The sequence below is a fragment of the Mycobacterium sp. NGS18 genome (genome assembly GCF_059813185.1).
In genome coordinates this window covers 52,856-76,225 of the sequence record NZ_JCALEC010000007.1, presented here as the reverse complement: position 1 = coordinate 76,225, position 23,370 = coordinate 52,856, and the positions used below count along the sequence as shown (strand labels likewise).

The 23,370-nt window shown below is 68.3% G+C and carries 21 protein-coding genes; 7 read left to right on the top strand and 14 right to left on the bottom strand.

All coding sequences use genetic code 11. From position 1 onward, the window contains the following. Positions 1–5: 5 nt before the first annotated feature. Entirely contained in the window at positions 6–578 is a 573-nt protein-coding gene (locus AC5Y31_RS14640) for a TetR/AcrR family transcriptional regulator C-terminal domain-containing protein (RefSeq protein WP_499981153.1), read from the top strand. Here AC5Y31_RS14640 and AC5Y31_RS14635 read toward each other — a convergent pair. Genes AC5Y31_RS14635 through AC5Y31_RS14620 form a run of 4 tightly spaced genes read right to left on the bottom strand, consistent with a single transcriptional unit; the run spans position 575 to position 4,292 of the window. Continuing rightward, on the bottom strand, positions 575–1,078 hold the full coding sequence (locus AC5Y31_RS14635) for a 2'-5' RNA ligase family protein (protein WP_065025279.1): 504 nt from the start codon (positions 1,076–1,078) through the stop codon (positions 575–577). The genes AC5Y31_RS14640 and AC5Y31_RS14635 overlap by 4 nt on opposite strands. A gap of 3 nt (positions 1,079–1,081) precedes the next feature. Beyond that, positions 1,082–1,762, bottom strand: a complete 681-nt coding sequence (bioD, locus tag AC5Y31_RS14630; protein WP_499981150.1) for a dethiobiotin synthase — start codon at positions 1,760–1,762, stop codon at positions 1,082–1,084. Further along, positions 1,759–2,967, bottom strand: a complete 1,209-nt coding sequence (locus tag AC5Y31_RS14625) for an 8-amino-7-oxononanoate synthase (RefSeq protein WP_499981148.1) — start codon at positions 2,965–2,967, stop codon at positions 1,759–1,761. The genes bioD and AC5Y31_RS14625 overlap by 4 nt, the downstream gene beginning before the upstream one ends. A 32-nt stretch (positions 2,968–2,999) precedes the next feature. Continuing rightward, positions 3,000–4,292, bottom strand: a complete 1,293-nt coding sequence (locus tag AC5Y31_RS14620) for an adenosylmethionine--8-amino-7-oxononanoate transaminase (RefSeq protein ID WP_499981146.1) — start codon at positions 4,290–4,292, stop codon at positions 3,000–3,002. 159 nt (positions 4,293–4,451) lie between these two features. On the opposite strand from AC5Y31_RS14620, the gene ripD reads away from it, so the two are divergent. From ripD to glgX, 3 genes are all read left to right on the top strand, one after another. Next, positions 4,452–5,102, top strand: a complete 651-nt coding sequence (ripD, locus tag AC5Y31_RS14615) for an NlpC/P60 family peptidoglycan-binding protein RipD (protein ID WP_065025283.1) — start codon at positions 4,452–4,454, stop codon at positions 5,100–5,102. A gap of 72 nt (positions 5,103–5,174) precedes the next feature. Then, positions 5,175–7,397: an acetyltransferase SucT gene (gene sucT / locus AC5Y31_RS14610; protein ID WP_499981144.1), complete on the top strand. Its 2,223-nt coding sequence runs from the start codon at positions 5,175–5,177 to the stop codon at positions 7,395–7,397. Further along, entirely contained in the window at positions 7,388–9,529 is a 2,142-nt protein-coding gene (gene glgX, locus AC5Y31_RS14605; RefSeq protein ID WP_499981142.1) for a glycogen debranching protein GlgX, read from the top strand. Before sucT ends, glgX begins: the two co-directional genes overlap by 10 nt. Position 9,530: 1 nt before the next feature. On the opposite strand, the gene AC5Y31_RS14600 is transcribed toward glgX, so the two are convergent. From AC5Y31_RS14600 to AC5Y31_RS14590, 3 genes are all read right to left on the bottom strand, one after another. After that, on the bottom strand, positions 9,531–10,880 hold the full coding sequence (locus tag AC5Y31_RS14600; protein ID WP_499981141.1) for a threonine/serine exporter family protein: 1,350 nt from the start codon (positions 10,878–10,880) through the stop codon (positions 9,531–9,533). A 90-nt stretch (positions 10,881–10,970) separates the two neighbouring features. Next, a complete protein-coding gene (gene ilvA, locus AC5Y31_RS14595) occupies positions 10,971–12,272 on the bottom strand; it encodes a threonine ammonia-lyase IlvA (RefSeq protein ID WP_499981138.1) in 1,302 nt (433 codons plus the stop codon). Positions 12,273–12,300: 28 nt separating this feature from the next. Further along, positions 12,301–12,738: a nitroreductase family deazaflavin-dependent oxidoreductase gene (locus tag AC5Y31_RS14590; RefSeq protein ID WP_065026499.1), complete on the bottom strand. Its 438-nt coding sequence runs from the start codon at positions 12,736–12,738 to the stop codon at positions 12,301–12,303. Positions 12,739–12,828: 90 nt separating this feature from the next. Here AC5Y31_RS14590 and AC5Y31_RS14585 point away from each other — a divergent pair, with 90 nt between their 5' ends. Then, positions 12,829–13,029, top strand: coding sequence for a hypothetical protein (locus tag AC5Y31_RS14585; RefSeq protein ID WP_065026500.1), 201 nt, complete (start codon positions 12,829–12,831; stop codon positions 13,027–13,029). 15 nt (positions 13,030–13,044) lie between these two features. Here the strand turns inward: AC5Y31_RS14585 and AC5Y31_RS14580 are convergent, their stop codons facing one another. The 3 genes from AC5Y31_RS14580 to AC5Y31_RS14570 are packed head-to-tail and all read right to left on the bottom strand — an operon-like array spanning position 13,045 to position 16,225. After that, complete coding sequence (locus AC5Y31_RS14580; protein ID WP_499981135.1) at positions 13,045–13,581, bottom strand: DUF488 domain-containing protein; 537 nt, start codon at positions 13,579–13,581, stop codon at positions 13,045–13,047. A gap of 3 nt (positions 13,582–13,584) precedes the next feature. Continuing rightward, positions 13,585–15,417, bottom strand: coding sequence for a fatty acid--CoA ligase FadD11 (gene fadD11 / locus AC5Y31_RS14575; RefSeq protein ID WP_499981134.1), 1,833 nt, complete (start codon positions 15,415–15,417; stop codon positions 13,585–13,587). 22 nt (positions 15,418–15,439) lie between these two features. Then, the gene (locus AC5Y31_RS14570) at positions 15,440–16,225 is read right to left on the bottom strand and encodes an enoyl-CoA hydratase/isomerase family protein (protein ID WP_499981133.1); all 786 of its coding nucleotides are present in this window, start codon (positions 16,223–16,225) and stop codon (positions 15,440–15,442) included. A gap of 80 nt (positions 16,226–16,305) precedes the next feature. Here AC5Y31_RS14570 and AC5Y31_RS14565 point away from each other — a divergent pair, with 80 nt between their 5' ends. Then, a complete protein-coding gene (locus AC5Y31_RS14565) occupies positions 16,306–17,139 on the top strand; it encodes a class I SAM-dependent methyltransferase (RefSeq protein ID WP_499981132.1) in 834 nt (277 codons plus the stop codon). Between the two features lie 9 nt (positions 17,140–17,148). Here AC5Y31_RS14565 and AC5Y31_RS14560 read toward each other — a convergent pair whose 3' ends face one another. The 3 genes from AC5Y31_RS14560 to AC5Y31_RS14550 all read right to left on the bottom strand — a co-directional run bounded on the left by AC5Y31_RS14560 (position 17,149) and on the right by AC5Y31_RS14550 (position 19,294). Then, positions 17,149–17,889: a hypothetical protein gene (locus tag AC5Y31_RS14560; RefSeq protein ID WP_131810607.1), complete on the bottom strand. Its 741-nt coding sequence runs from the start codon at positions 17,887–17,889 to the stop codon at positions 17,149–17,151. Positions 17,890–18,045: 156 nt separating this feature from the next. Continuing rightward, positions 18,046–18,735, bottom strand: coding sequence for a hypothetical protein (locus AC5Y31_RS14555; RefSeq protein WP_499981131.1), 690 nt, complete (start codon positions 18,733–18,735; stop codon positions 18,046–18,048). 148 nt (positions 18,736–18,883) lie between these two features. Then, on the bottom strand, positions 18,884–19,294 hold the full coding sequence (locus AC5Y31_RS14550) for a MerR family transcriptional regulator (protein WP_499981129.1): 411 nt from the start codon (positions 19,292–19,294) through the stop codon (positions 18,884–18,886). 53 nt (positions 19,295–19,347) lie between these two features. Here AC5Y31_RS14550 and AC5Y31_RS14545 point away from each other — a divergent pair, with 53 nt between their 5' ends. After that, positions 19,348–19,800, top strand: a complete 453-nt coding sequence (locus AC5Y31_RS14545) for a PPOX class F420-dependent oxidoreductase (protein WP_499981128.1) — start codon at positions 19,348–19,350, stop codon at positions 19,798–19,800. On the opposite strand, the gene dnaE is transcribed toward AC5Y31_RS14545, so the two are convergent. Then, positions 19,797–23,336, bottom strand: a complete 3,540-nt coding sequence (gene dnaE / locus AC5Y31_RS14540) for a DNA polymerase III subunit alpha (RefSeq protein ID WP_499981127.1) — start codon at positions 23,334–23,336, stop codon at positions 19,797–19,799. The genes AC5Y31_RS14545 and dnaE overlap by 4 nt on opposite strands. Between the last annotated feature and the right edge of the window lie 34 nt (positions 23,337–23,370).

Sequence of the window (23,370 nt, the reverse complement as noted above, 5' to 3'; positions counted from 1 at the left end):
GCGGGGTGCAGCTGCACAAACTTGACGTGGTCGCCGCGGCGGCCACCATCCTGGACAACTACGGCATCGCCGACCTGTCGATGCGCCGGGTGGCGCGCGAGCTGAACGTCAGCCCCAGCGCGCTGTACTGGCATTTCGCCAACAAGCAGCAACTGCTCGGGGCGGTCGCCGACCGGGTGTTAGGCCCGGCCTGCGCGGACCTGGGACCGGGCAGCTGGCAGTGGCGGATGCAGACAGTGGGCGAACGCCTGCGCGATGCGCTGCTGTCCCACACCGACGGCGCCGAGCTGGTGTCGGCCAGCTTGGCCGCGGGTCAGTCCCGGGCGGCCACCGACATCCTGGCGCTGCTGGCGGACGCGGCCACGGCGGCCGGTGTGCATCCCGATCAGGCCGGGCAGGTCGCCCGCACCGTCGTCTACTACGTTTTGGGATTCACCGCCGACGAGCAGTCCCGCCTGCAGTGGGACGCCGCCGGGGCCGCCGAGATCACCTCCGACGCCGACCCGAGCAGCGCGTTCGCGTTCGGGCTGGGATTGCTGATCGACGGACTGACGATGCGGGCGGGGCTCGCGGTCTAGAGCGGATACTCGGTGCGGGTGTTGCCATCCCAGCGTCGCAGGCCGACGAACCGCCCGGTGATGTCGGAGCGGCCGGCGATGCGCTGAGCCCGGCCCAACTTAGCCGGACCGATCCGGCGGGCCAGGGTGGTGTGCGCGGTCCACTGGCCGGGCAGCGCGTTGGGCATCGGCCCGGGAACCAGGTAGGGCGCACACACCCGGTGCACCTGGGCATGCAGGTCCAGCAATTCGACGGTCGGCACGACCAGCCGCGCCAGCACCCCGTGTGAGCGACCGAAGATCACCGTCGCGCCCAGGATGCAGCCGATCGGCAGCCGGTCGGCGACTGCGGCCAGCTCTGCGTCGACCCGGGAATCGATGCGCTGGGCGACGGTGAGGGTGACGTGCGGGCGGGCGGCTGGGGCCTGGCTGGGCAACCCGGCCGCGGCCAGCTGCGCCCAGATATCGCGGACCGCCGTCTCGGTCTCGGCGTCGAAGACCAGCTCGATCGAGTGCACCATTGCTCAGCCCGCCAGCGTGCGCACCCAGTCGGCGTCGAAAGCGGCCCGGCTCATCTCGGCGAACTCCGCAACGTCCAGGGCCGCCGAACCCGCCGGCAGCGCGGCGCGCACCGGCGCCAGCCGCGCCAAGGCTCCGTGATTGCTCGCGGCAGCCGGCCCGGGCTGTGCGGGCCAGCTGCCAATGACCAGACCGGCGCATGACAAGCCTTGCCCGGCAAGCGATTCCAAAGTCAGAGCGGTGTGGTTGAGGGTGCCCAGTTCGGCGTTGACCACCACCAGCACGGCCGCGCCGAGGTCGACGGCCAGATCCCGCAGAGTGATTCCATCGGCGGCCAGCTCGACCAGCAGCCCGCCGGCGCCCTCGACCAGGGTCAACCGTCCGGGGCGGTCGGCGGAGTGGATCGTCGCCAGCAGCTCGGCACGGGTGGGCAACGCCCTCCCGGCCTGTTCGGCGGCCGCGACCGGCGCCAGCGGCTCCGGGTAGCGGGCCGTCCCGCACAGCTCGGTCACCCCCGAGAGCCGCCCGACCTCGGCCAGGTCGTCGTCGCCGTCGGCGGTGCCGGTCTGCACCGGCTTGCACACCGCCACGTCCAGGCCGGCCTGGCGGGCACAGCAGGCCAATGCCGCGGTGGCGATGGTCTTCCCGACCCCGGTGCCGGTTCCGGTGATGACCAGAACGGTCATTGCGCCCGGTGATCACGTAGCACGGCGGTCAGGACGCGCCGGGCCAGCTCGAGGTCGTCGGCGGTCAGCGAGGCCCGCGCGGTCAGCCGCAGGCGCGAGGTGCCGGCCGGCACCGTGGGCGGCCGGAAACAGCCCACCCGCACCCCGGCGTCCAGGCAGGCGGTCGCGGCGGCCACCGCCACGTCGGCGTCGCCGAGGATCACCGAGACCACCGCGGACTCCGGCGGTTCAGCGAGGCTCGACGAAGGAGAGCCGAAGCTGGGACTGCCGCATGAGCCCGGGTGCTGCTCGACATCGCAGATGGCGGCCAACTCAGCAGCGTGGCGCAGCACGTCGGCGGCGCGGGAGGGCTCGGCGGCCAGCACGCCCAGGGCGGCTGACGCGGCACCGAGGGCCGCCGGGGCCAGCCCGGTGTCGAAGATGAAGGTCCGGGCGGCGTCGATGAGGTGATCCCGCACCGCGGCCGGCCCCAGTACCGCGCCGCCCTGGCTGCCCAAAGCCTTGGACAGCGTGGTGGTCACCACCACGTCGGGCGCTCCGGCCAGCCCGACCTCATGCACCAGCCCGCGACCGCCGGCGCCGCGCACCCCCACCGCGTGCGCCTCGTCGACGATCAGCAGCGCGCCATACCGGCGGCACACCTCGTGCAGGTCCGGCAGCGGGGCCAATGCGCCGTCGGCGCTGAAGACCGACTCGGTGATCACCACGGCGCGTTCCTCGGTGCGGGCCGCCAGTGCCGCCGCCACCGCCTCGACATCGCGGTGGCCGGTGATCACCACCCGCGCCTTCGACAAGCGGCAGGCGTCCACCAGGGAGGCGTGACAGTAGGCGTCGGAGACCAGCAGCGACCCCGGGCCCGACAGGCTGACGACGGCCCCGATATTGGCGGTGTAGCCCGACGAGAACACCAAACCCGCTGGGGCGCCGACGAAGTCGGCCAAGTCCTGCTCGAACTGCTGGTGCAGTTCGGTGTTGCCGGTCACCAGCCGGGATCCGCCGGCGCCGCCGCCCCAGGTCTGCAGCGCCTCGATCCCGCCGGCGATGACGGCCGGGTGTGCCGAGAGCCCGAGGTAGTCGTTGGAGGCCAGGTCCAGCTCGGTGGCGACGGCGGGCCGCACCCGCAGGGAGCGCCGCAGCCCGTCCTGGCGGCGCTGCTGTTCCACCTCGGCCAGCCAGGCCAGCGGAGACAGATCCGTGCGGGTCACCGTGCACTCCCTCGACGACAGTTGAACACCGTTCAGGTTAAGGCACGGACCACGCCGACCATCGCGGCACCGATGCGAGCGATCTCGTCGGGTGTGCAGACATACGGCGGCATCGCGTACACCAGGTTGCGGAACGGGCGCAGCCAGACCCCGTGCGCCAGCGCGACCGGCGTGGCCACCGCCAGGTCCACCGGCTCCCGGCATTCGATCACCCCGACCGCGCCGCACACCCGCACGTCGGCGACTGTGGGCAGCCCGCGGGCCGGTTCCAGGGCGGCGTTGAGTCCCGAACCGATCTCGGCTACGCACGAGCGCCAGTCCTGGCCCAGCAACAGCTCGGTGCTGGCTACCGACACCGCGCAGGCCAGCGGGTTGGCCATGAAGGTGGGCCCGTGCATCAGGGCGCCGGCCTCCCCGCCGGTGATGACGTGGGCGATCTCGGTGCTGCACAGCGTCGCCGCCAGGCTGAGGTAACCGCCGGTCAGTGCCTTGCCGACACACATGATGTCGGGGCTGACACCGGCATGTTCGGCGGCGAACAGCTCGCCGGTGCGGCCGAATCCGGTGGCGATCTCGTCGAAGATCAGCAAGACGCCGTGGCGGGTGCAGATGTCGCGCAGATCGCTCAGGTAGCGCGGGTCGTGAAAGCGCATGCCGCCGGCGCCCTGCATCACCGGCTCGACCACCACGGCCGCCAGTTCGTCGCGATGGCGCTTTAGCTGAGCCTCGAAGGCGGCGCTGTAGGCCGGGTCGTAGTCGCGGGGCACCTGCGGGGCGAATACCTGCGCGGCCAGCACGTCCACCCACAGCTTGTGCATGCCGCCGTCGGGATCGCAGACGCTCATCGGGGTGAAGGTGTCACCGTGGTAGCCGCCGCGCCAGGTCATCAGCCGGTGCTTGGCTGGCCGGCTGCGGGCGCGCCAGTACTGCAGCGCCATTTTCACCGCCACCTCCACCGACACCGAACCGGAGTCGGAGAAGAACACCGTGTCCAGCCCGGGAGGGGTGATCTCCACCAGCAGCTGCGCCAGCCGCGCCGCGGGCTCGTGGGTGAGGCCACCGAACATGACGTGATTCATGGTGGCCAGCTGCGCGGTCATCGCCGCGTCGAGCACGGGGTGGCCGTGGCCGTGGATCGCGGTCCACCAGGAGCTCATCGCGTCGAGCACCTCGACCGGCGCGTCGTCGACGATCAGCGTCAGGTAGGCGCCGCGGGCAGCCACCGCCACCGTCGGGGCCGGCGTCTCGGCGCCGATCGTGCTGTAGGGGTGCCACACATGAGCCGTGTCGATGGCGCTGATCTGCTGGGGAGTCAACGCGGACATGACTGACGACAGTAGTGCAGGTCGTCGGCCGTAACCGTTCGGTCACAGGTTGCCGAATTTCTGCACAGCGACGGCGCAGGGCGCGTACCCGCCGGTACGCTTTGTGACAGAAGTGACCAATGATGCTGCCGTGATGACCGGCGCGAAGGGAGATGTCCGATGAAACGCGTCTGCGCCACCGCGATCGCCGTGGCGGCGGTATTGGCCCCGGCGTTCAGCGCCGCTGGGCCCGCCGGCGCCGACCCGATCTCGCAGTCCGGTCAGAACCAGCTCATCGAGCGGGTGATCCAACGCGCCCTCTCCCAGCGCGGGGTGCCCTACGTCTACGGCGGCGGCGACGTCTCCGGGCCCACCAACAACGCCCGGGCCCGCGCCGCCACCACCCGCAGCGCGCTGACCGACGTCACCGGCCGCACCGGTCTCCCGGGCGGCCCCACCGTCGCCGGCAGCACCGCACCTGGTCTGCCGGGCACCGCCCCGATCCTGCCGGGCACCGCCGTGCCGCCCACCGCGGACATCCCCGACACCACCACCGTCGGCTTCGACGCGTCCGGCCTGATCCAGTACGCCTACGCCGGCGCCGGCATCAAAATGCCGCGGACCTCCGGCGAGCAGTGCAGCGTCGGCCACAAGGTCCCGCCCGCGCAGGCCCGCGCCGGCGACCTGCTCTGCTACGGACCGGGCGGATCGCAGAGTGTCGCGCTGTACCTCGGTAACAACCAGATGATCGAGGGCACCAGCCCCGCAGTCACGGTCTCACCGGCCCGCACCTCCAACATGGTCCCCTATCTGACCCGGGTGATTCCCTAGACACACCGGGTCGACATCACAGCCGTTGGAATACGGTTTCTCCAGCCCGATTAGGTAGATTATCGGGCGATCATGATTGCCCTGTCCCCGCCGCGACCGGCGGCAACACCTGTTGCGGCACCCCCCGCTTGCGGACCCACTGCCGGATCCGTTTCGGCCTCCGGGTCGGCGGCTGCGATGGGAACCCGCAAGACGGGTTTCTACCGCCACGACCTCGACGGGCTGCGTGGCATCGCGATCGCGTTGGTGGCGGTGTTCCACGTCTGGTTCGGACGGGTCTCCGGCGGGGTGGACGTCTTCCTGGCGCTGTCGGGCTTCTTCTTCGGCGGCAAGCTGCTGCGTGTCGCGCTGAACCCGACGTCGTCGCTGTCACCGGTGCCCGACCTCATCCGGCTGGTTCGCCGCCTGCTGCCCGCCCTGGTGGTAGTGCTGGCCGCCTGTGCGGCGCTGACCATCTGGATCCAGCCCCAGACCCGTTGGGAGACCTTCGCCGACCAGAGCCTGGCCAGCCTGGGCTACTACCAGAACTGGGAGTTGGCCCGCACCGCCTCGGATTACCTGCGCGCCGGCGAGGCGGTCAGCCCGCTGCAGCACATCTGGTCGATGTCGGTGCAGGGCCAGTTCTATCTCAGCTTCCTGCTGCTGATCTTCGGTTTCGCGTACGCCTTCCGGCGGCTGCTGCGCACCCACCTGCGCACGGCGTTCGTGGTGCTGCTCACCGGGCTGACCGTGGCGTCGTTCTGGTATGCGATCGTCGCGCACCAGTCCAACCAGGCGCTGGCTTACTACAACAGCTTCGCCCGCGCCTGGGAACTGCTGCTCGGCGCGCTGGCCGGGGCGCTCGTTCCCTATATCCGCTGGCCGATGTGGCTGCGGACCACCGTCGCCACCGTGGCGCTGGCGGCGATCCTGAGCTGCGGTGCCCTGATCGAAGGCGTGCGGGAATTCCCCGGCCCCTGGGCGCTGGTGCCGGTCGGTGCCGCGGTGGCGTTCATCCTGGCCGGCGCCAACCGGCACACGCACCCGAGCACCAGCGAAAAACTCCCGTGGCCCAGCCGGTGGCTGGCCACCGGGCCGCTGGTGACGCTGGGCGCGATGGCCTACTCGCTGTACCTGTGGCACTGGCCGCTGCTGATCTTCTGGTTGTCCTACACCGGCCACAAACACGCCTCGGTGCTCGAGGGCGCGGGCATCCTGCTGCTGTCCGGCGTGCTGGCCTATCTGACCACCCGGCTCGTCGAGGACCCGCTGCGCTCTCGCGCATCGGCCGCCGCTAAGCCCGCCCCGCAGCGCATTCGCTGGCGGAAACCGTCGGCCGGCTGGTGGAAACGGCCGACGATGGCGTTGGGCTCGACGGTGGTGCTGCTGGGCGTCGCGCTGACCGCGACCTCGTTCACCTGGCGCGAACACGTCACCGTCCAGCGCGCCAGCGGCAAGGAACTGGCCAAGCTCAGCAAAGACGACTACCCGGGTGCCCGCGCGCTGATCAAGCATCAGCGGGTGCCCAAGCTGCGGATGCGGCCCACCATCCTGGAGGCCAAGAAGGACCTGCCGCGCTCCACCCGCGACGGCTGCATCAGCACCTTCACCAATCCGGCTCTGATCAACTGCACCTATGGTGACCCGGAGGCCACCCGAACCGTCGCGCTGGCCGGCGGGTCGCATGCCGAACACTGGCTGCCGGCGCTGGACATCCTGGGCCAGAAACACCACTTCAAAGTGGTGACCTACCTCAAGATGGGTTGCCCGCTGTCCACCGAGAAGGTGCCGCTGATCATGGGCAACAACGCGCCCTATCCGCAGTGCTACGAGTGGGTGGGCAAGACGATGGACAAGTTGATCGCCGACCACCCCGACTTCGTGTTCACCACCGCCACCCGGCCGTGGAACATCAAACCCGGCGACGTGATGCCGGCAACCTACATCGGGATCTGGCAAAGGTTCTCCGAGCACAAAATTCCTATCCTCGGCGTGCGCGACACCCCGTGGCTGGTGCGCGACGGTGACCCCTTCCAGCCGGCGGACTGCCTGGCCTCCGGGGGTGACGCGATGTCCTGCGGCATCAAACGCTCCGAAGTCCTCGTCGACCGCAACCCCACCCTGGATTTCGTCGAACGCTTCCCGCTGCTCAAGCCGCTGGATCTGTCCGATGCGGTGTGCGACACCGACATCTGCCGCGCCGTGGAGGGCAATGTGCTGATCTATCACGACTCCCATCACCTGTCGGCCACCTACATGCGCACCATGACCGGTGAACTCGGCCGGCAGATGGGCGCGGCCACCGGATGGTGGTGAGCCCGGTCGCGCCCACGGTCTGGCCAGGGCACAGCTACCCGCTCGGCGCCGTCTATGACGGAGCCGGAACCAATTTCGCGGTATTCTCCGAGGTCGCCGAGCGCGTGGAGCTGTGCCTGATCGACGAGGCCGACAACACCGAGTCCCGGATCCGTCTCGAGGAAGTGGACGGCTATGTCTGGCATGCCTATCTGCCTGGCGTCGGGCCCGGCCAGCACTATGGGTTCCGGGTGCACGGGCCGTTCGACCCGTCGGCGGGGCACCGCTGTGATCCCGGCAAGCTGCTGCTGGACCCGTACGGCAAGGCATTCCACGGCGATTTCGACTTCGGCCCGGAGCTGTTCTCCTACGACCTGAACGACCCGGCCGGTGACGGGCCTCCCCCGGCGCTGGATTCGTTGGGGCACACCATGACCAGCGTGGTGATCAACCCGTTCTTCGACTGGGCCGCCGACCGCTCACCGCGCACCCCGTATCACGAGACGATCATCTACGAGGCGCATGTCAAGGGCATGACCCAGACCCACCCCGGGATACCCGAAGAGCTGCGCGGCACCTACGCCGGGCTGGCACACCCGGTGATCATCGAGCACCTCAAGTCGCTGAACGTGACCGCGATCGAGCTGATGCCAGTGCACCAGTTCCTGCACGATCATCGGCTGCTGCAACTGGGACTGCGGAACTACTGGGGCTACAACACGTTCGGGTTCTTCGCACCACACAGTCAGTACGCGGCCAGCCGGGTGGCCGGCGGCGCGGTGGCAGAGTTCAAGGCGATGGTGCGTGCCTTCCACCAGGCGGGCATCGAGGTCATCCTCGACGTGGTCTACAACCACACCGCCGAAGGCAACCATCTGGGCCCGACGATCAACTTCCGCGGCATCGACAACGCCGCCTACTATCGGCTGTCCGACGACGACCGGCGCCTCTATACCGACTACACCGGTACCGGTAACAGCCTCAACGCTCGCCACCCGCACACCCTGCAGCTGATCATGGACTCGCTGCGCTATTGGGTGACCGAGATGCACGTCGACGGATTCCGTTTCGACCTCGCGTCGACGCTGGCCCGGGAACTGCATGATGTCGATCGGCTGTCCGCGTTCTTCGATCTGGTGCAACAGGATCCGGTGGTCAGCCAGGTCAAGCTGATCGCCGAGCCGTGGGACGTCGGCGAAGGCGGCTACCAGGTGGGCAACTTCCCGGGGCTGTGGACGGAGTGGAACGGCAAATACCGCGACACCGTGCGCGACTACTGGCGTGGTGTACCGGAGACGCTGGGCGAGTTCGCCTCCCGCTTGACCGGATCATCGGACTTATACGAGGCGACCGGCCGGCGGCCCAGCGCCAGCATCAACTTCGTCACCTGCCATGACGGTTTCACCCTGGCAGACCTGGTGTCCTACAACGAGAAACACAACGAAGCCAACGGTGAGGACAACCGGGACGGCGAGAGCTACAACCGGTCGTGGAACTGTGGTGTCGAGGGGCCGACCGACGACCCGGCCATCCTGGCGTTGCGCGCACACCAGGTCCGCAACATCATGGCCACCCTGCTGATCAGCCAGGGCACCCCGATGATCGCGCACGGCGATGAGATGGGCCGCACCCAGCACGGCAACAACAACGTCTACTGCCAGGACTCCGAGCTGTCCTGGATGGACTGGTCGCTGGTCGACAAGAACGCCGACCTGCTGGCGTTCACCCGCGCATTGACCGCCCTGCGCGCCGCGCATCCGGTGTTCCGCCGGCGCCGGTTCTTCGAGGGCCGGCCGATTCGCGGCGGCGACGAGGTGCGGGACATCGCCTGGCTGACACCGGCCGGCCAGGAGATGACCCAGCAGGACTGGGGCAGCGAATTCGGCAGGTGCGTCATGGTTTTCCTCAACGGCGAGGCGCTGCCCGAGCCCGATGCCCGCGGCCAGCGCATCATCGACGACTCGTTTCTGTTGTGCTTCAACGCCGGTGAGACAGCGGTGGACTTCGTCACCCCCAACACCGAGTACGCCCACGGCTGGCAAGCGGTGATCGATACCGCAGATCCCATCGGCGCCAGTGACCTCGAAGTCCAGGCCGGTCAGACCGTGGCGGTCGCCGCCCGCTCGCTGATCATCTTGCAGAAGAGCCGCTGAGCTACGCCGCCCGGCGCCCGAAGTAGCGGATCCCGGCCAGCTGCGGAATCCGGTACGGGCTGCGCACGCGACGCCCCGCGTGTCCGCGACCGCGCAGGTGGTAGCGGCTCAGCTCGCGCCGCACCGAGGGCGCCAACAGCGGCCCCAGCACCGCGCCGGCGCCGAGCGCCAGCGCCAGCCCGACCGCCAATCCGAGCGTGCCGCCGGCGTTGGGCTGGCCGTTGACCAACTGCACGAAGCCCCGGAACAGGGTCAGTCCGGGAACCAGCGGGATGATGCCGGCCATGATGATCACCAGCGGCGTGACGCGCAGCCGGGGCGCGAGCAGCGTGCCGACCAGGCCGGTGGCCGCCGCTGCCGCGAACGAACTCACGATCGGGTTGGCCTGCACGAGTTGCAGTCCGAAGAACAGCAGCGCCGCGGTCGCCCCCGCCAGACCCGCCGCCAGGGCGGCCTTGGGCTGCGCATAGCCCGCAATCGCGGCGGCCGCCGCACCGATGGCCCCCGCCAAGGTGTACACCGGCACGCTCAGCACCGCGACCGGCATCTCGGGACTAACGCGCACTGCCACACCGAACGCTCCGCCGATCTGTACCGCGATGGAGACGCCGACCAGGATGCCCACCGAGGAGAGCAGGATGTCCATACCCCGCGAGACCGCCGTGAGCTGGTAGCCGGTGATGGCGTCTTGCACCGAGCCGACCGTGGCCAGACCCGACAACAGCACCACGATGTTGGCCGCCACCACCGGCGATACCGGAGTGCCGGCGGGCAACCAGCCGACGGCGTGCAGGCCGATGGCGACGCCGGTGGCCAGCGCTGCGGCGACCACCTGCTGGAACAACAGCGGCAGCTGCCAGCCGTTGAGCACTCGGCCGACTCGGTCGATCAGTGCGGTGGTGACCGCCGAGACCAGCGCCACCAAGGGCCCGGCGCCGATCAGCACGGAGAAGCCGCCGGCCATGACCGCCCAGCCTACGGTGGCCACCCACCGCGGATAGGGGTGCGCGGCCCGGCTCACGGCGTCCAACTGCTCTTGCACCCACTCGGGGTCGGGCGTCGTGTTCACCACGTGTTCGGCCAGATCGGTGGCCAGCTGCAGCCGGGTGTAGTCCACCGAGCGCGACTGCACCAGATACATCGCGGTGACCGGGGCGCCGGGCACGCCGCGCGGCACCGACACCCGGATCGAGTTCGCCATGATGTCCACCTGGGTCTGCGGTAATCCGTAGGCGGTGGCGATAGCCAGCATGCTCGAGGCGACGTCGGCGGTTCCCGCCTGTGAGCCCAACAGCAGCTGTCCGAACCGCAGGGCGATATCGAGCACCTTGCGAACGCGGGTTTCATCCATGTGCGTTGTCTGCGATAAAGCCATGGCGGTACCACTACCCGTTCGGCACGATCGGTACCCGCCGCGCGGCGGTCGACTCCGCCCGGACGGCTACAGCAGGTAGCGGTAGGCCGGCGACCCGGGCTCCAGCGGCTCGACGTGGATCTCCGAGGAGCGCATCCGGGCCAGCAGGCCCTCGAGGTCGGCCGCGCAGCCCAGTTGCACGCCGACCAGAGCCTCGCCGGTCTCGCGGTTGTTGCGCTTGACGTACTCGAACAGCGTGACGTCGTCGCCGGGGCCGAGCACCTCGTCGAGGAACCGCCGCAGTGCGCCCGGCTCCTGAGGAAAGTCGACCAGGAAGTAGTGTTTGAGGCCCAGGTGTACCAGGGAGCGCTCCAGTATTTCGCCGTAGCGGGAGACATCGTTGTTGCCGCCGGAGATCAGGCAGACCACCGTGGAGCCTGCGGCGATGTCGGCCTCCAACAACCCGGCCACCGACAGTGCGCCCGCCGGCTCGGCGATGATGCCCTCGTTCTGATAGAGGTCGAGCATCGCGGTGCAGACCGCGCCCTCGTCGACGGTGGTGACCGAGACCATGTCGCCGGCGGCGGCGAGCGCCGCGTAGGGCAGCGCCCCGGCGCGCTTGACGGCGGCGCCGTCGACGAACTGATCGACGTGGTCGAGGGTCACCAATTCTCCGGCGGCCAGCGCGGCCATCATCGCGGCGGCTCCGGCCGGCTCGACGCCCAGCACCGCGCTGTTGGTGGTCCGCTGCGCCAGGTAGGTGGTGATGCCGGCGATGCAGCCGCCGCCGCCCACCGGAACGACGACCAGGTCCGGTTCGGCGCCGAGTTGGTCGAGGATCTCCACGGCGATGGTGCCCTGCCCTGCCATCGTCCGCAGGTCGTCGTAGGGCGGCACCAGGGTGGCCCCGGTGCGGGCCACATCGTCCAGCGCCGCCTCCGCCGCCATGTCGTACGTCGCGCCGCCGACGATCAGCTCGATGAAATCGCCGCCGTGGTAGCGGATTCGGTCACGCTTCTGTTTCGGCGTCTTGGCCGGGACATAGACGCGGCCGTGCACACCCAGCGACCGGCAGGCGTAGGCGAACCCCTGGGCGTGGTTGCCGGCCGACGAGCAGACCACCCCGGCGGCCATCTCGTCCTCGCTCAGCTGCACCAAAAGGTTGTAGGCGCCCCGGATCTTGTAGGACCGCACCGACTGCAGGTCTTCGCGCTTGAGGTACACGTTGGCGCCGGTGACCTCGGAGAGCCGGTCGCTGTATTGCAGCGGGGTGGGTGCCACCACCCCGGCAATCCGCTTGGCCGCCGCGTCGACGTCGGCCGCGGTCAGCGGCCCGTTCATCGGGCCCTTCGCGGGGTCACTTCGGGTCTGACGCAGTTCGGCGGACACCGCAATATGGTGCCACCTAGCAGCGGGTTCAGCCCACCGGGGTCAGCACGAACACCGGGATCTGCCGGTCGGTCTTCTTCTGGTAGTCGGCGTAGTCGGGCCAGGCCGCGACGGCCCGCTCCCACCACTGGGCCTTTTCGTCGCCGAAGACCTCGCGGGCTTCGTAGTCGCCGGTGACCGTTTCGTCCTGCAGCTCGACCCGCGGGTTCTTGATCACGTTGTAATACCAGACCGGGTTTTTCGGGGCGCCGCCCAGCGAGGCGACGATCGCGTACTGACCCTCGTGCTCGACGCGCATCAGCGGCGTCTTGCGCAGTTTGCCGGTCTTGGCGCCGACCGTGGTCAGCAGGATGACCGGCTTTCCCTTCATCTCGGTGCCCTCGGTGCCGCCGGAGGACATGTATTTCTCGGCGTTCTCTCGGGACCAATCCCACGGGCTGGGTGCGTATTCTCCGCTCAGAGGCATCCCGTCAGCTTAGTCCGATGCCGCGACACGCCCACCGGACCGAGAGGTTTCGGCTGGCCTAACAATTGGTTATCGCGTACCGTTAATTGCATGACCACCGCGGAGCGCCCCCGGCAGCAGGTGCCGATCGCGGGCGTGCCCTGGCCGGCCTACAAGCTGGTCGCGCTGGCGGTCGGCGTGGCAACCCTGCTGGGCGTCGGCGCCGTCACGGCCAGTGCGGCCGCCGCGGTGCTGACCGCCGCCGGTGTCTGCACCGCGGTGTGGCTCCTCCTGGGCTTGCGGCACGGCTGAGAGTCCGGCCCCGATCTAGTCGGGGGGCGCGCCGTCATAGATCAGCACGTCACCGTCCACTCGTGCCTCCGGGATCGGCCGGTGCGGGCGCCGCTTGCCGTCATGCATCAGATGGCGTACCTCGACGCCGCGGACCAGCGTGAGGTAGTCGGCGATCATCCTGCGGTGGCAGCGCCACCACACCGTTTCGGCGCACATCACCGCGATCTGCTCGAGGGCCGCGGTCGCCAGCAGCTCGTCGATCGCGGTCCGGAACTCGGTGGTGCGCATGTGCGCGGCGTAGGACCGAAACGACTCGACGCGCAACCCGGTGTCGGGGCTCTCCCCATTGACTCGGCGCCAGCCGCCCAACCGTGACTCCCACTGGTAGGCGATGCCCGCCTCGGGCAGCCAGCCGGCCATGGCGTCGCGTGCCGAGTCCGGATTGTGCCGGCTGCCGGGCGCGCTGCGAACGTCGACAAGCCGCTGCACCCCGGCGCCGGTCAGCAGCGTTGCGATCTCCGCGGCATCCGCGGTGCCGTGACCGAAGGTGAAAATTGGCGTGGCACTCACCTCTCAGACGACGGTCGCCGGCCGGGCCGCCTCGGTGGCCGGCGGCTGGTGGATGTGCGGTCCGGGCTCGGCGGCATAGAGCGCCTCGATCTCGTCGGCGTACTTGGCGGCGATCGGCCGGCGTTTCAGCTTCATGGTGAGCGTCACCTCGTCGCCGCCGGGCTCCCACAGCGTGGGCAGCACCTGGAAGCGCTTGATCTGTTCGACCCGCGAGAGCCTGGCGTTGCCGTCGGCCACCCCGGCGGCGATCTTTTCGATCACGCCCGGATCGGCGGCCAGGGCGGCCGGTGTCGCCTCGGCAAGACCGTGCGCGGCGGCGTAAGGGCCGACCGAGTCGGCGTCGAAGACCATCAGCGCGGTGTTGTAGGGCCGGGATTCACCGATGGTGACCATCGCTCCGATCATCGGGCACGACGCCAGAATGGCGTTCTCGATGTTGGCCGGCGACATGTTCTTGCCGGCGGCGTTGATGATCAACTCCTTCTTGCGGTCGACCACCCGCAGATAGCCGTCGGCATCTTGTTGCAGGATGTCGCCGGTGTGCAGCCAGCCGTCGGAGTCGATCGCCTCGGCGGTCTTGGCCGGCTCCTTGCGGTAGCCCCGCATCACCAGCGGCCCCCGGACCAGGAACTCGCCGTCGTCGGCGATGCAACTTTCCAAGCCGGGCAACAACTTTCCGACAGTTCCGAGCCGCGCTTCGCTCGGATGGGTGGTCGAGGCGACACAGCTGAGCTCCGACATGCCCCAGACCTCACAGATCGGGATACCGATCCCGGCGAAGAAACCCAGGGTCTCCTTGGGAATCGGCGCCGCGCCCGATACCGCCCACCGCAGTTCGTCCAAGCCCAGCTTGGCCCGCAGCTTCGACAGCACCAGCTCATCGGCCTGCGCCCACTCGGCCGCCACGTCGTCGGGAACCGGCTCACCGGCCAGCAATGCCGCAGACCGCTTCGCGCCGACCGTCAGCGCCCACTGCAGGGCGGCGCGGCGGTTGTCGTCCGATTCGCCCGCCACCGCGAATTCGATTGCGGCCTTGAGTTTCTCCCAGACCCGGGGAACCGCGCCCCAGATCGTCGGCCGCACATCGGGCAGGGCCGCGCCGATTTCGCGGGCGTCTGGCACCACCGTGACCTGCACCCCGGAGATCTCGGAGTTGTAGAGCGCCATCGCCCGGTCGGCGATGTGCGCCGAGGGCAGGTAGGAGGTGATCCGGTCGCCGAAGCGCACCCCGAGCACCGCATCCAGGGCAGCCGCCTCGAACAGCAGGTTGGTGTGCGTCATCTCCACCCCCTTGGGCAGCCCGGTGGTCCCGGAGGTATAGATCAGCGTCACAACGTCGTCGGGTTGCACTGCGCGCCACGTCGTTTCGAAGTCGAAGTCGTCTTCACCGGCGGCCAGCAGCTCTTCGATCGACAGGGTGCCGTCGGGGTGCCCGTCGATGCACACGAGGTGTTCGATGGGAGCGCTACTGGCGCGGATCGTCTCGACGTAGGCCTGCTCGCAGATCACCACCTTGGTACCGGCGTTGTCGAACAGGTACCCAAGCTGCTCGGCGGGAAGCGTGTTGTACACCGAGAACGACGTGGCACCGGCGTGTTGAGCCCCGACCTCCAGCGGGTAGAACTCGATCCGGTTGGCCATCATCAGCGATACCGTGTCACCTCGCCGCACCCCGAGCCCGGCCAGTCCGGCCGCCACCTGCTGCACCTGTACGGCGTAGTCGCGCCAGGTCAGCGTCTGGCCACCGCCGACGGTGCGCACTGCGACCGCGTCGGGATCGATGGCAGCGGTGCGCTGAAACGCCTCACACAACGTCGCCGGTTCACTGCCCGCCATCCCGTCCTCCTGCTCTGCCGCCTCAGCGGCGACTCATCCGTTCCAGATACGCCATTGCCCCCGCCTGCGACTCCGGGTCGTGCAGGGCCGTCACGAGCGCGTCGGCGTCGTTCCAGCTGCGCGCCGTGGCCACCATTCCCTCGCTCACCGCGTTGACCTGACGCTTGGTGCCGCACAACGTGAGCGCGGATTTGCCGACCAGATTCTCGACCAGCGCGTCGACCTCGGCGTCGAGGTCGGACTGGGGCACCACCCGGTTGAGGAATCCGGCCGCCTTCGCCTCGACGGCGTCGAACGGCCGGCAGGTCATCACCAGTTCCTTGGTGAGCGCCGGGCCGATCTCACGGACCAGCCGCGGGATACCGCCCCAGGCCAGCGGGATGCCCAAATCGACTTCCGGGATCGAAAACCGGGTGTCCTCGGCGGCCACCCGCAGGTCGCAGGCTGCGGCCAGCACCACCCCGCCGCCGACGCAGTGGCCGTGCAGGCGCGCCACCGTCACCGCCCGCATGGCCTCGATCGCCTCGGCCATCCGCCGCCCGGCGTCAGCGGCCTCCCGCATTGCTGCCGCGCTGTCGCCGGCCGCCGCGAACGCAGCCAGGTCGGCGCCGGCCGAGAAGGCCCGGCCATTGCCGGCGACGACGACGACCTTCACCGCGGGCCGGGCGTCGAGCCAGCGGGCCGCCGCCACCAGCTCCTCGAGGGTCACGGTGCTCAGCGGGTTGAGCTTGTCCGGGCGGTTCAACGTGATCGAGCCGCGCGCCCCCTCAGCCGCCACCGCCAGGGTGGTCGCCTGCTGCGATTCCATGGCCTCGACCGTAGCGGCGCGACGGGGACATTGGTTCCGGTTTTCCCGCTCGTGTCCAGTCGTCGCCTACGGTGAACCCCATGCCGATTGCCGTGACCGAGTTCAGCCGCCTCGAGCAGACCGCGTTTCTCACCGCCTACGCCCGCGCCCTCGACAACCGCGCCCCCACGCCAATCCTCGGCGACGAGTTCTCGGACCGGGTCGTGGGCTTGATCGACTACGACTTCGCCGGATTCCGGATCCCGGCCAGCGTGGTGCGGCAGACGGCGCTGCGCGCCAAAATGCTCGACGAGCGGGTCCGCAGGTATACCGCCGCGAACCCCGACGCCGTCGTGGTGGATCTCGGCGCCGGCCTCAACGAGCCGCTGGCGCGGGTCCAGCCACCGGCAACCGTCGACTGGTACAGCATCGACCTGCCGCACCTGGTCGCAGTGCGCGAGAAGCTGTTGCCGGCTCAGCGCGCCGAGCACGTCATCGCGGCCGACCTGACGTCCACGGACTGGACCGACGGCATCCCGGTCGGCCGACCCACCATGGTGATCGCCGACGGCCTGTTCGCCTTTCTCACCGAACCGCAGGTCATCGCGCTGATCACGCACGTCATCGACTACTTCGGCACCGGCGAGTTGGCGTTCAACGACTACGGCCGGGTGGGCTGGCTCAGTTCCCTGGGGATGAAGCTGGCTCCGCGCGGCATGTTCAGCGTGCTCCGCCAGGTCTGGGCCAACCCCGGCTTCACCGACCCGCACACGCCCGAGCGCTGGGATCCCCGGCTGCGCCTGGTCGAGCAGGCCTGCCTGGCGCACGCCGCCGAGGTCGACTCATTCCCCCCGGCGGCCCGGCGCGTGACCCGGCTTGCCGGCCGCTTCAAGTCGGTGGCCGGCAAGGCCCGGGTGCTGCGCTACAAGTTCTGACGGCGCCCGCTACATCGGAGCGGCGCAACCGCCAAGGAAGTCACACGGGTCGAAATCCAGGAGCGCGAACGGGTCGTTCGGGATGACGTAGTCCGGAATCTCTGGAGTCCACGCGTGGAACAGGCTGTTCCACAGCTGTTGCGGGGCCTCCTCGCCGAACTGGATCAAGCCCGCCGAAACACCGTTGAGCGGGTCGGTCACCACCGAGTAGGTCGTGCCGGCGGCGGACATGATCCAGTAGTTCAGGTCGTGCGGCCCCACACCATTGAGGGTCACGTTGGTGAAGGCGCCGTCGAACAGGTTGATCGTGTACATCGAGGAGCCGGCCAGGTAGCCGAAGTTGCCCAGCACACTCAGATCTTCAGGCGTGTCGGCGTTCGGCGTGAAGTCACCGAACTGGTAGGCCGACGTGGAGAACAACGAGTTCCAGTAGTCCTCGATCTTGATGTTGTAGCCGCCGACCTCTTCGCCGTTGAGGGTGACGTTGTAGAGCTGGTCACCCTTCCAGTCGGTGATCCACGGGCGGATGCCCTCATAGGACCAGTCCCGGCCCACGCTTTCGCGGGTCAGCGGCTCCATCACCAGGCAGACAACGCCGTCGCACGTCTCATAGGGGCCGTCCCATCCGGGGACCGGGCTGGTCGTGCTTTCGGCCGTGGCGGTAGCCATCGACATCGGCAGCACAAAGGCCGCGAACCCAGCAGCGGCGCCTACCCCGATCAGGGTAAGAAGACGACGCGATTTCCCCATGAAAGCCTCCGTTAAGCTTGTTGCACTTGAGCACCCGTGATGCCGCAGGTGACCAAACGTTACCCTCGTGTTACCGGATTCACATCCGAATCTGACGAAATTTTTTGTTGCTACTGAGTCTCGGTTCGTTCGGCTTCGACACCATACGCGTTGCTCCTAGAGTCCCGCCACCGAACCGTACTGGCCCGGGTCAAAGTCCAGTCCGGCCCACGGGTCATCCGGGATCAGGTAGTCGGGCACCGGCACATAACTCGAGTTATCGAGACTATTCCACAACAGCGTCGGCGCCGCATCTCCGGTGTACTGGATGTAGTCCTGCGACGCCCCATCCATCGTCACCTCGGTGTTGACGTAGTTCGGCGTGGTGACGATCCAGTAGCTCGCACCGTTGGCCGCGTCATTGATCGTCACCTGGTGGAAGTCGCCAAAAGTGGTGCTATACACGGTCGTACCGGTGAGATCGGCGAAGGCGCCCAGGTCGGCGCCGGTGTCGGCCGCGGTGAAGGCACCGTAGGTGTAGGTGGAGCTGGACATCATTGTGGACCAGTAGTCCTCCACCTTGATGTCATAGCTGCCCGCGTCGACCGTGGCGCCGTCGGCTCCGGTCACCTCGACGTTATAGACCTGGTCCCCCTTCCAGTCGGTGAAGTACGGCCGGAAGCCGCTGTAGGTCCAGGTGTCGGGGTCGTAGACGCCCATGACGAGACACGTCGACCCCTCGCAGGTCTGATAAGGGCCGGGGTCGGCGTAGCCGGCGTGGGCGAGCGCCGCCGGCATGACAAATCCGGCGAACAGGGCGGCTGCCACTCCCCCGAGCAGCGATACAACGCGTTGTCGCACAGACATCACTAATAGTCCCTTCCCCCCAGAGCCCCACCAGTTGTGTGGGAAGTTTCAGACGTTACACCGGTGATGCTGTGTTGTTACCGGAAACGGACCTAAGCGTTATGTTGAGGTTGAGCTCGCTTCCGGCCACCGGGTCTGAGCAGGCGTTTCAGTGCGCCTCATCCGCGTCTGGTCGCGCCGGCGGCGGGTGGATACCGCAGGTACAGGCATCGATGGAGGGACATCGGCACTGCATGCCCCACTCGATCACCGCCCGCGCCCGGGACAAGGAGTCCAGCTGGGCGTCGATCGCGGCGAGCTTGGCCTGCGCCAGCGCTCGGCTCGCCGGGCGCCCGGGCACGTCGTCGGCGAACAGCAGTTGGATCTCGGTGAGGGCGAAACCCGCGGATTTGCACAGGCCGATGATCTCGAGCCGGGCCAGCACCGCCTCGTCGTAGCGACGCTGGCCACCGATGCGGGCCGGCGGCGCCACCAGGCCGATCTGCTCGTAGTAGCGCAAGGTGGTTGCGGCGACTCCGCTGCGGCGGGCCACCTCACCAATGGTCAATCGGCCGGACAACGACGCTCCCTGGTGCTTGACTTAGAGCCAACTCTAGGTTGTTCACTGGCGCCATGCTCGCACAACGACTCGAAGAACTGCACGACGCCCGCTACGCGCTGCTGCGCTCCTTCCGCCGCGACGGCTCGGCGGTGGACACGCCGATATGGTTCGCGCTGGACGGCGACACCGTGGTCTTCCGCACTAAGGTCGGCCCGAAGACCCGGCGACTGGCACTACGCCCGGATGTCGCCTTGGTCCCCTGCGACTACCGCGGCCGGCGCCGTCCCGATACCGCGCCGGTGACCGGGAAAGCCACGATCCTGTTCGGCGACGAGGCCGAAGCCGCCAACCGCATCCTGCGCGCGCGTTACGGCTGGCAGTGGACCGTCATACCGATGATCCGGGTTCCGGGCGTGACCAATGTGCACCGCGACTTGCCGCTGCGCGAAAAACTGCGTCGGGCGCGAAGCCGCACCCTCTGGCCGGACAGTGCCATCGTGGCGGTGGCACTCAGGGCCGCTTAGCCCCCCAGGCACCCCGGACCCAGCAGCGCCTTGAGGTCGCCCATCAGCGCCGACGACGGCGTCACCCGCAGCGAGGGATCCAACTCCAGCACGGTGATCCGCTCCCCGCTGATCAGCCGCAGCTGCACCTGTGCCGTGCCGGGATGGCGGGTCAGCACCTGCTTGAGAGCGCTGACCTTGTCGATGGTGCATTGCCGGGTCGGCAGACTGACCGCCAGTGGCCGGTCCGCGGCGTTGCCGGAGAAGTCGGGCACCACCAGCTCGTTGGCGATCAGTGAGATCCGGTCGTCGCGGATGGCGACCTTGGCGTTGACCAGCACGACCGCGTCGTCGACGACCTCGGCGCCGTAGGCGGAATAGGTGTGCGGGAAGAACATCACCTCGATGCCGCCGGTAAGGTCCTCCAATTGCGCTGACGCCCAGGGCATCCCGTTCTTGTTCACCCGGCGGTTCACCGATGCCAGGATGCCGCCCACCCGCACCTGGGTGTCGTTGGCGATGTCGCCCTCCAGAATCGCCGGAATCTGGGTGTCGACCTGGGTGGCCAGCAGGTGCGCGATGCCATTGAGCGGATGCCCGGACACATAGAGTCCGAGCATCTCGCGCTCCAGGGCCAGTTTGTGCTTGTCGGCCCACTCCTCCTCGGGCACCCGGATGCCGAACACCGCGTCGGCGCCGGCGCTATCGCCGTCTGCGCCGCCGAACAGGTCGAACTGACCCATCGCCTGGGCCTTCTTGGTGCCCAGCACCGAGTCGACGGCGTCGGTGTGTACCAGGAACAGGCCCTTGCGCGGATGCCCCAGCGAGTCGAAGGCGCCAGCCTTGATCAGCGATTCGGTGACCTTCTTGTTGCAGGCGGCGATATCGATCTTGTTGAGATAATCGGAGAAATCGGTGAACCGGCCCTTATGCGTTCGGGTGCCGATCAGCGACCCGACCACGTTGGCACCGACGTTACGCACCGCGCCCAGCCCGTAGCGGATGTCGGCGCCCACCGAGGCGAAGTTCAGTTCGGATTCGTTGACGTCCGGCGGCAGCACCGTGATGCCCAGGCGGCGGCAGTCGGCCAAATACACCGCGGCCTTGTCCTTGTCGTCACCGACCGACGTCAACAGGCCGGCCATGTATTCGGCCGGGTAGTTGGCCTTGAGGTAGGCCGTCCAGTACGACACCAGGCCGTAGCCGGCCGCGTGCGATTTGTTGAACGCGTAGCCCGCGAACGGAAGAATGGTGTCCCACAACGCTTTCACGGCCTTCTCGGAGAACCCGTTGGCCGTCATCCCTTCGTAGAAGCCTTTGTACTCGGCCTCCAGCACTTCAAGCTTCTTCTTGCCCATGGCTTTACGGAGCGCATCGGCTTTGCCCATCGTGTAGGAGGCCACCTTCTGCGCGATGAACATGATCTGCTCTTGGTAGACGATCAGGCCGTAGGTTTCCGACAGGATCTCGCGCAGCGGCTCCTCGAGTTCGGGATGGATGGGCTTGATCGCCTGGCGGTTGTTCTTCCGGTCGGCGTAGTCGTTGTGGGCGTTCATGCCCATCGGGCCGGGCCGGTACAGCGCCAGCACCGCCACGATGTCATTGAACTCGGTGGGCTGCATGCGACGCAGCAGGTCACGCATCGGGCCGCCGTCGAGTTGGAACACCCCCAGCGTGTCACCGCGGCCCAGCAGTTCATAGGTGGCCGGATCGTCCATCGGCAGCGAATCCAGGTCGAGGTCCACGCCCCGATTGGCTTTGATGTTCTCCAGGCAGTCACCGATGATCGTCAGGTTGCGCAGGCCCAGGAAGTCCATCTTCAGCAGGCCGATTTCTTCGCACGACGGGTAGTCCCAGCCGGTGATGATGGCGCCGTCCTGCGGCCGTTTCCACAGCGGGATCGCGTCGATCAGCGGCTCGGAGCTCATGATCACCGCGCAGGCGTGCACCCCGGCGTTGCGGACCAGGCCTTCCAGACCGCGCGCGGTCTCATAGATGGTGCGCACGTCGGGATCGGTGTCGATCAGCGTGCGGACCTCGGCGGCCTCCTTGTACCGCTCGTGGGTCGGGTCGGTGATGCCCGACAGCGGGATGTCTTTGGCCATGATCGGCGGGGGCAGTGCCTTGGTGATCCGGTCGGCGATCGCATAACCGGGCTGCCCGTAATGCACGCGTGCCGAATCTTTCAGCGCCGCTTTGGTTTTAATGGTGCCGAAAGTGATCACCTGGGCGACTCGGTCACTGCCCCACCGCTCGGCGGCATAGCGCACCATCTCGCCGCGGCGACGGTCGTCGAAGTCGATGTCGATATCGGGGGCCGACGGCCGCTCCGGGTTGAGGAAGCGTTCGAACAGCAGCCCGTGCGGAATCGGGTCGATATTGGTGATACCCAGCGCGTAGGCCACCAGGGACCCGGCCGCCGAGCCACGGCCCGGACCCACCCGGATGTTGATCGAGCGCGCGTAGTTGATCAGGTCCGCGACGATCAGGAAGTAGGACGGAAATCCCTTGCCGCAGATGACATCGATCTCATAAGCGGCGCGCTCGGTGTACTCGGCCGGCACCCCGGCCGGAAAACGGTTCTGCAGGCCGGCCTGCACCTCGTGGCGCAGCCAGGACCCCTGGTCGTGACCGTCGGGAACTGGGAACACCGGCATCCGGTCGCGCGGGGCCCAGATGTCGGCGTAGGACTGCACCCGCTCGGCGATCAGCAAGGTGGAATCGCAGGCATCGGGGATGGTGTCGTCCCACAACGCCCGCATCTCGGCGGCCGACTTGAGGTAATAGCCGTCCCCGTCGAACTTGAACCGGGTCGGATCCGACAGTGTCTTGCCGGTCTGGATACACAGCAGCGCTTCGTGGTTCTGCGAGGCGTCGCGGGTGACGTAATGGCAGTCATTGGTGGCCAGCGCGGGGATGCTGAGCTTGCGACCGACGTCCAGCAGCCCGTCGCGCACCCGGCGCTCGATGGACAGGCCGTGATCCATCAATTCCAGGAAGTAGTTTTCGGCGCCGAAGATCTCTCGCCATTTCGCGGCCGACTCCAGCGCCTCGCGCTCCTGGCCGAGCCGCAGCCGGGTCTGCACCTCCCCCGACGGGCAACCGGTGGTGGCGATGATGCCCTCGGCGTGCTCGGCGATGATCTCGGCGTCCATCCGCGACCACTTGCCGAGTTGGCCCTCGAAGGAGGCCAGCGAGGACAGCTTGAACAGATTGCGCAACCCGGTGGCGTTCTCGGCGACCATGGTCAGGTGGGTGTAGGAACCGCTGCCGGAGACGTCGTCGCTCTTCTGGCCGGGATCGCCCCAGTGGACCCGGCGGGTGTCGAACCGAGAACCGGGGGCGATGTAGGCCTCCACCCCGATGATCGGCTTGATGCCGGCTTTGGTCGCGGCGTTGTAGAACTCGCTGGCGCCGAACATGTTTCCGTGGTCGGTCATCCCGATCGCGGGCATCTCCAGCCGCTGGGCCTCGGCCAGCATGGGGGCGATCTTCGCCGCACCGTCCAGCATCGAGTACTCGGTGTGGTTATGCAGGTGTACGAACGAAGATCCCATAGGTCCGCAAGTCTATGGCCGGCCACCGACGGCA

What these genes read in the sequence shown, in the direction of transcription:
- fadD11 (WP_499981134.1), bottom strand. Translation starts at nt 15,417, where the DNA reads ATGGCGGGCAGTGAACCGGCGACGTTGTGTGAGGCGTTTCAGCGCACC.
- AC5Y31_RS14600 (WP_499981141.1), bottom strand. Translation starts at nt 10,880, where the DNA reads ATGGATGAAACCCGCGTTCGCAAGGTGCTCGATATCGCCCTGCGGTTC.
- AC5Y31_RS14565 (WP_499981132.1), top strand. Translation starts at nt 16,306, where the DNA reads ATGCCGATTGCCGTGACCGAGTTCAGCCGCCTCGAGCAGACCGCGTTT.
- glgX (WP_499981142.1), top strand. Translation starts at nt 7,388, where the DNA reads ATGGTGGTGAGCCCGGTCGCGCCCACGGTCTGGCCAGGGCACAGCTAC.
- sucT (WP_499981144.1), top strand. Translation starts at nt 5,175, where the DNA reads ATGATTGCCCTGTCCCCGCCGCGACCGGCGGCAACACCTGTTGCGGCA.
- AC5Y31_RS14570 (WP_499981133.1), bottom strand. Translation starts at nt 16,225, where the DNA reads ATGGAATCGCAGCAGGCGACCACCCTGGCGGTGGCGGCTGAGGGGGCG.
- AC5Y31_RS14585 (WP_065026500.1), top strand. Translation starts at nt 12,829, where the DNA reads ATGACCACCGCGGAGCGCCCCCGGCAGCAGGTGCCGATCGCGGGCGTG.
- ripD (WP_065025283.1), top strand. Translation starts at nt 4,452, where the DNA reads ATGAAACGCGTCTGCGCCACCGCGATCGCCGTGGCGGCGGTATTGGCC.
- AC5Y31_RS14545 (WP_499981128.1), top strand. Translation starts at nt 19,348, where the DNA reads ATGCTCGCACAACGACTCGAAGAACTGCACGACGCCCGCTACGCGCTG.
- AC5Y31_RS14635 (WP_065025279.1), bottom strand. Translation starts at nt 1,078, where the DNA reads ATGGTGCACTCGATCGAGCTGGTCTTCGACGCCGAGACCGAGACGGCG.
- bioD (WP_499981150.1), bottom strand. Translation starts at nt 1,762, where the DNA reads ATGACCGTTCTGGTCATCACCGGAACCGGCACCGGGGTCGGGAAGACC.
- AC5Y31_RS14560 (WP_131810607.1), bottom strand. Translation starts at nt 17,889, where the DNA reads ATGGGGAAATCGCGTCGTCTTCTTACCCTGATCGGGGTAGGCGCCGCT.
- AC5Y31_RS14555 (WP_499981131.1), bottom strand. Translation starts at nt 18,735, where the DNA reads ATGTCTGTGCGACAACGCGTTGTATCGCTGCTCGGGGGAGTGGCAGCC.
- AC5Y31_RS14590 (WP_065026499.1), bottom strand. Translation starts at nt 12,738, where the DNA reads ATGCCTCTGAGCGGAGAATACGCACCCAGCCCGTGGGATTGGTCCCGA.
- AC5Y31_RS14620 (WP_499981146.1), bottom strand. Translation starts at nt 4,292, where the DNA reads ATGTCCGCGTTGACTCCCCAGCAGATCAGCGCCATCGACACGGCTCAT.
- dnaE (WP_499981127.1), bottom strand. Translation starts at nt 23,336, where the DNA reads ATGGGATCTTCGTTCGTACACCTGCATAACCACACCGAGTACTCGATG.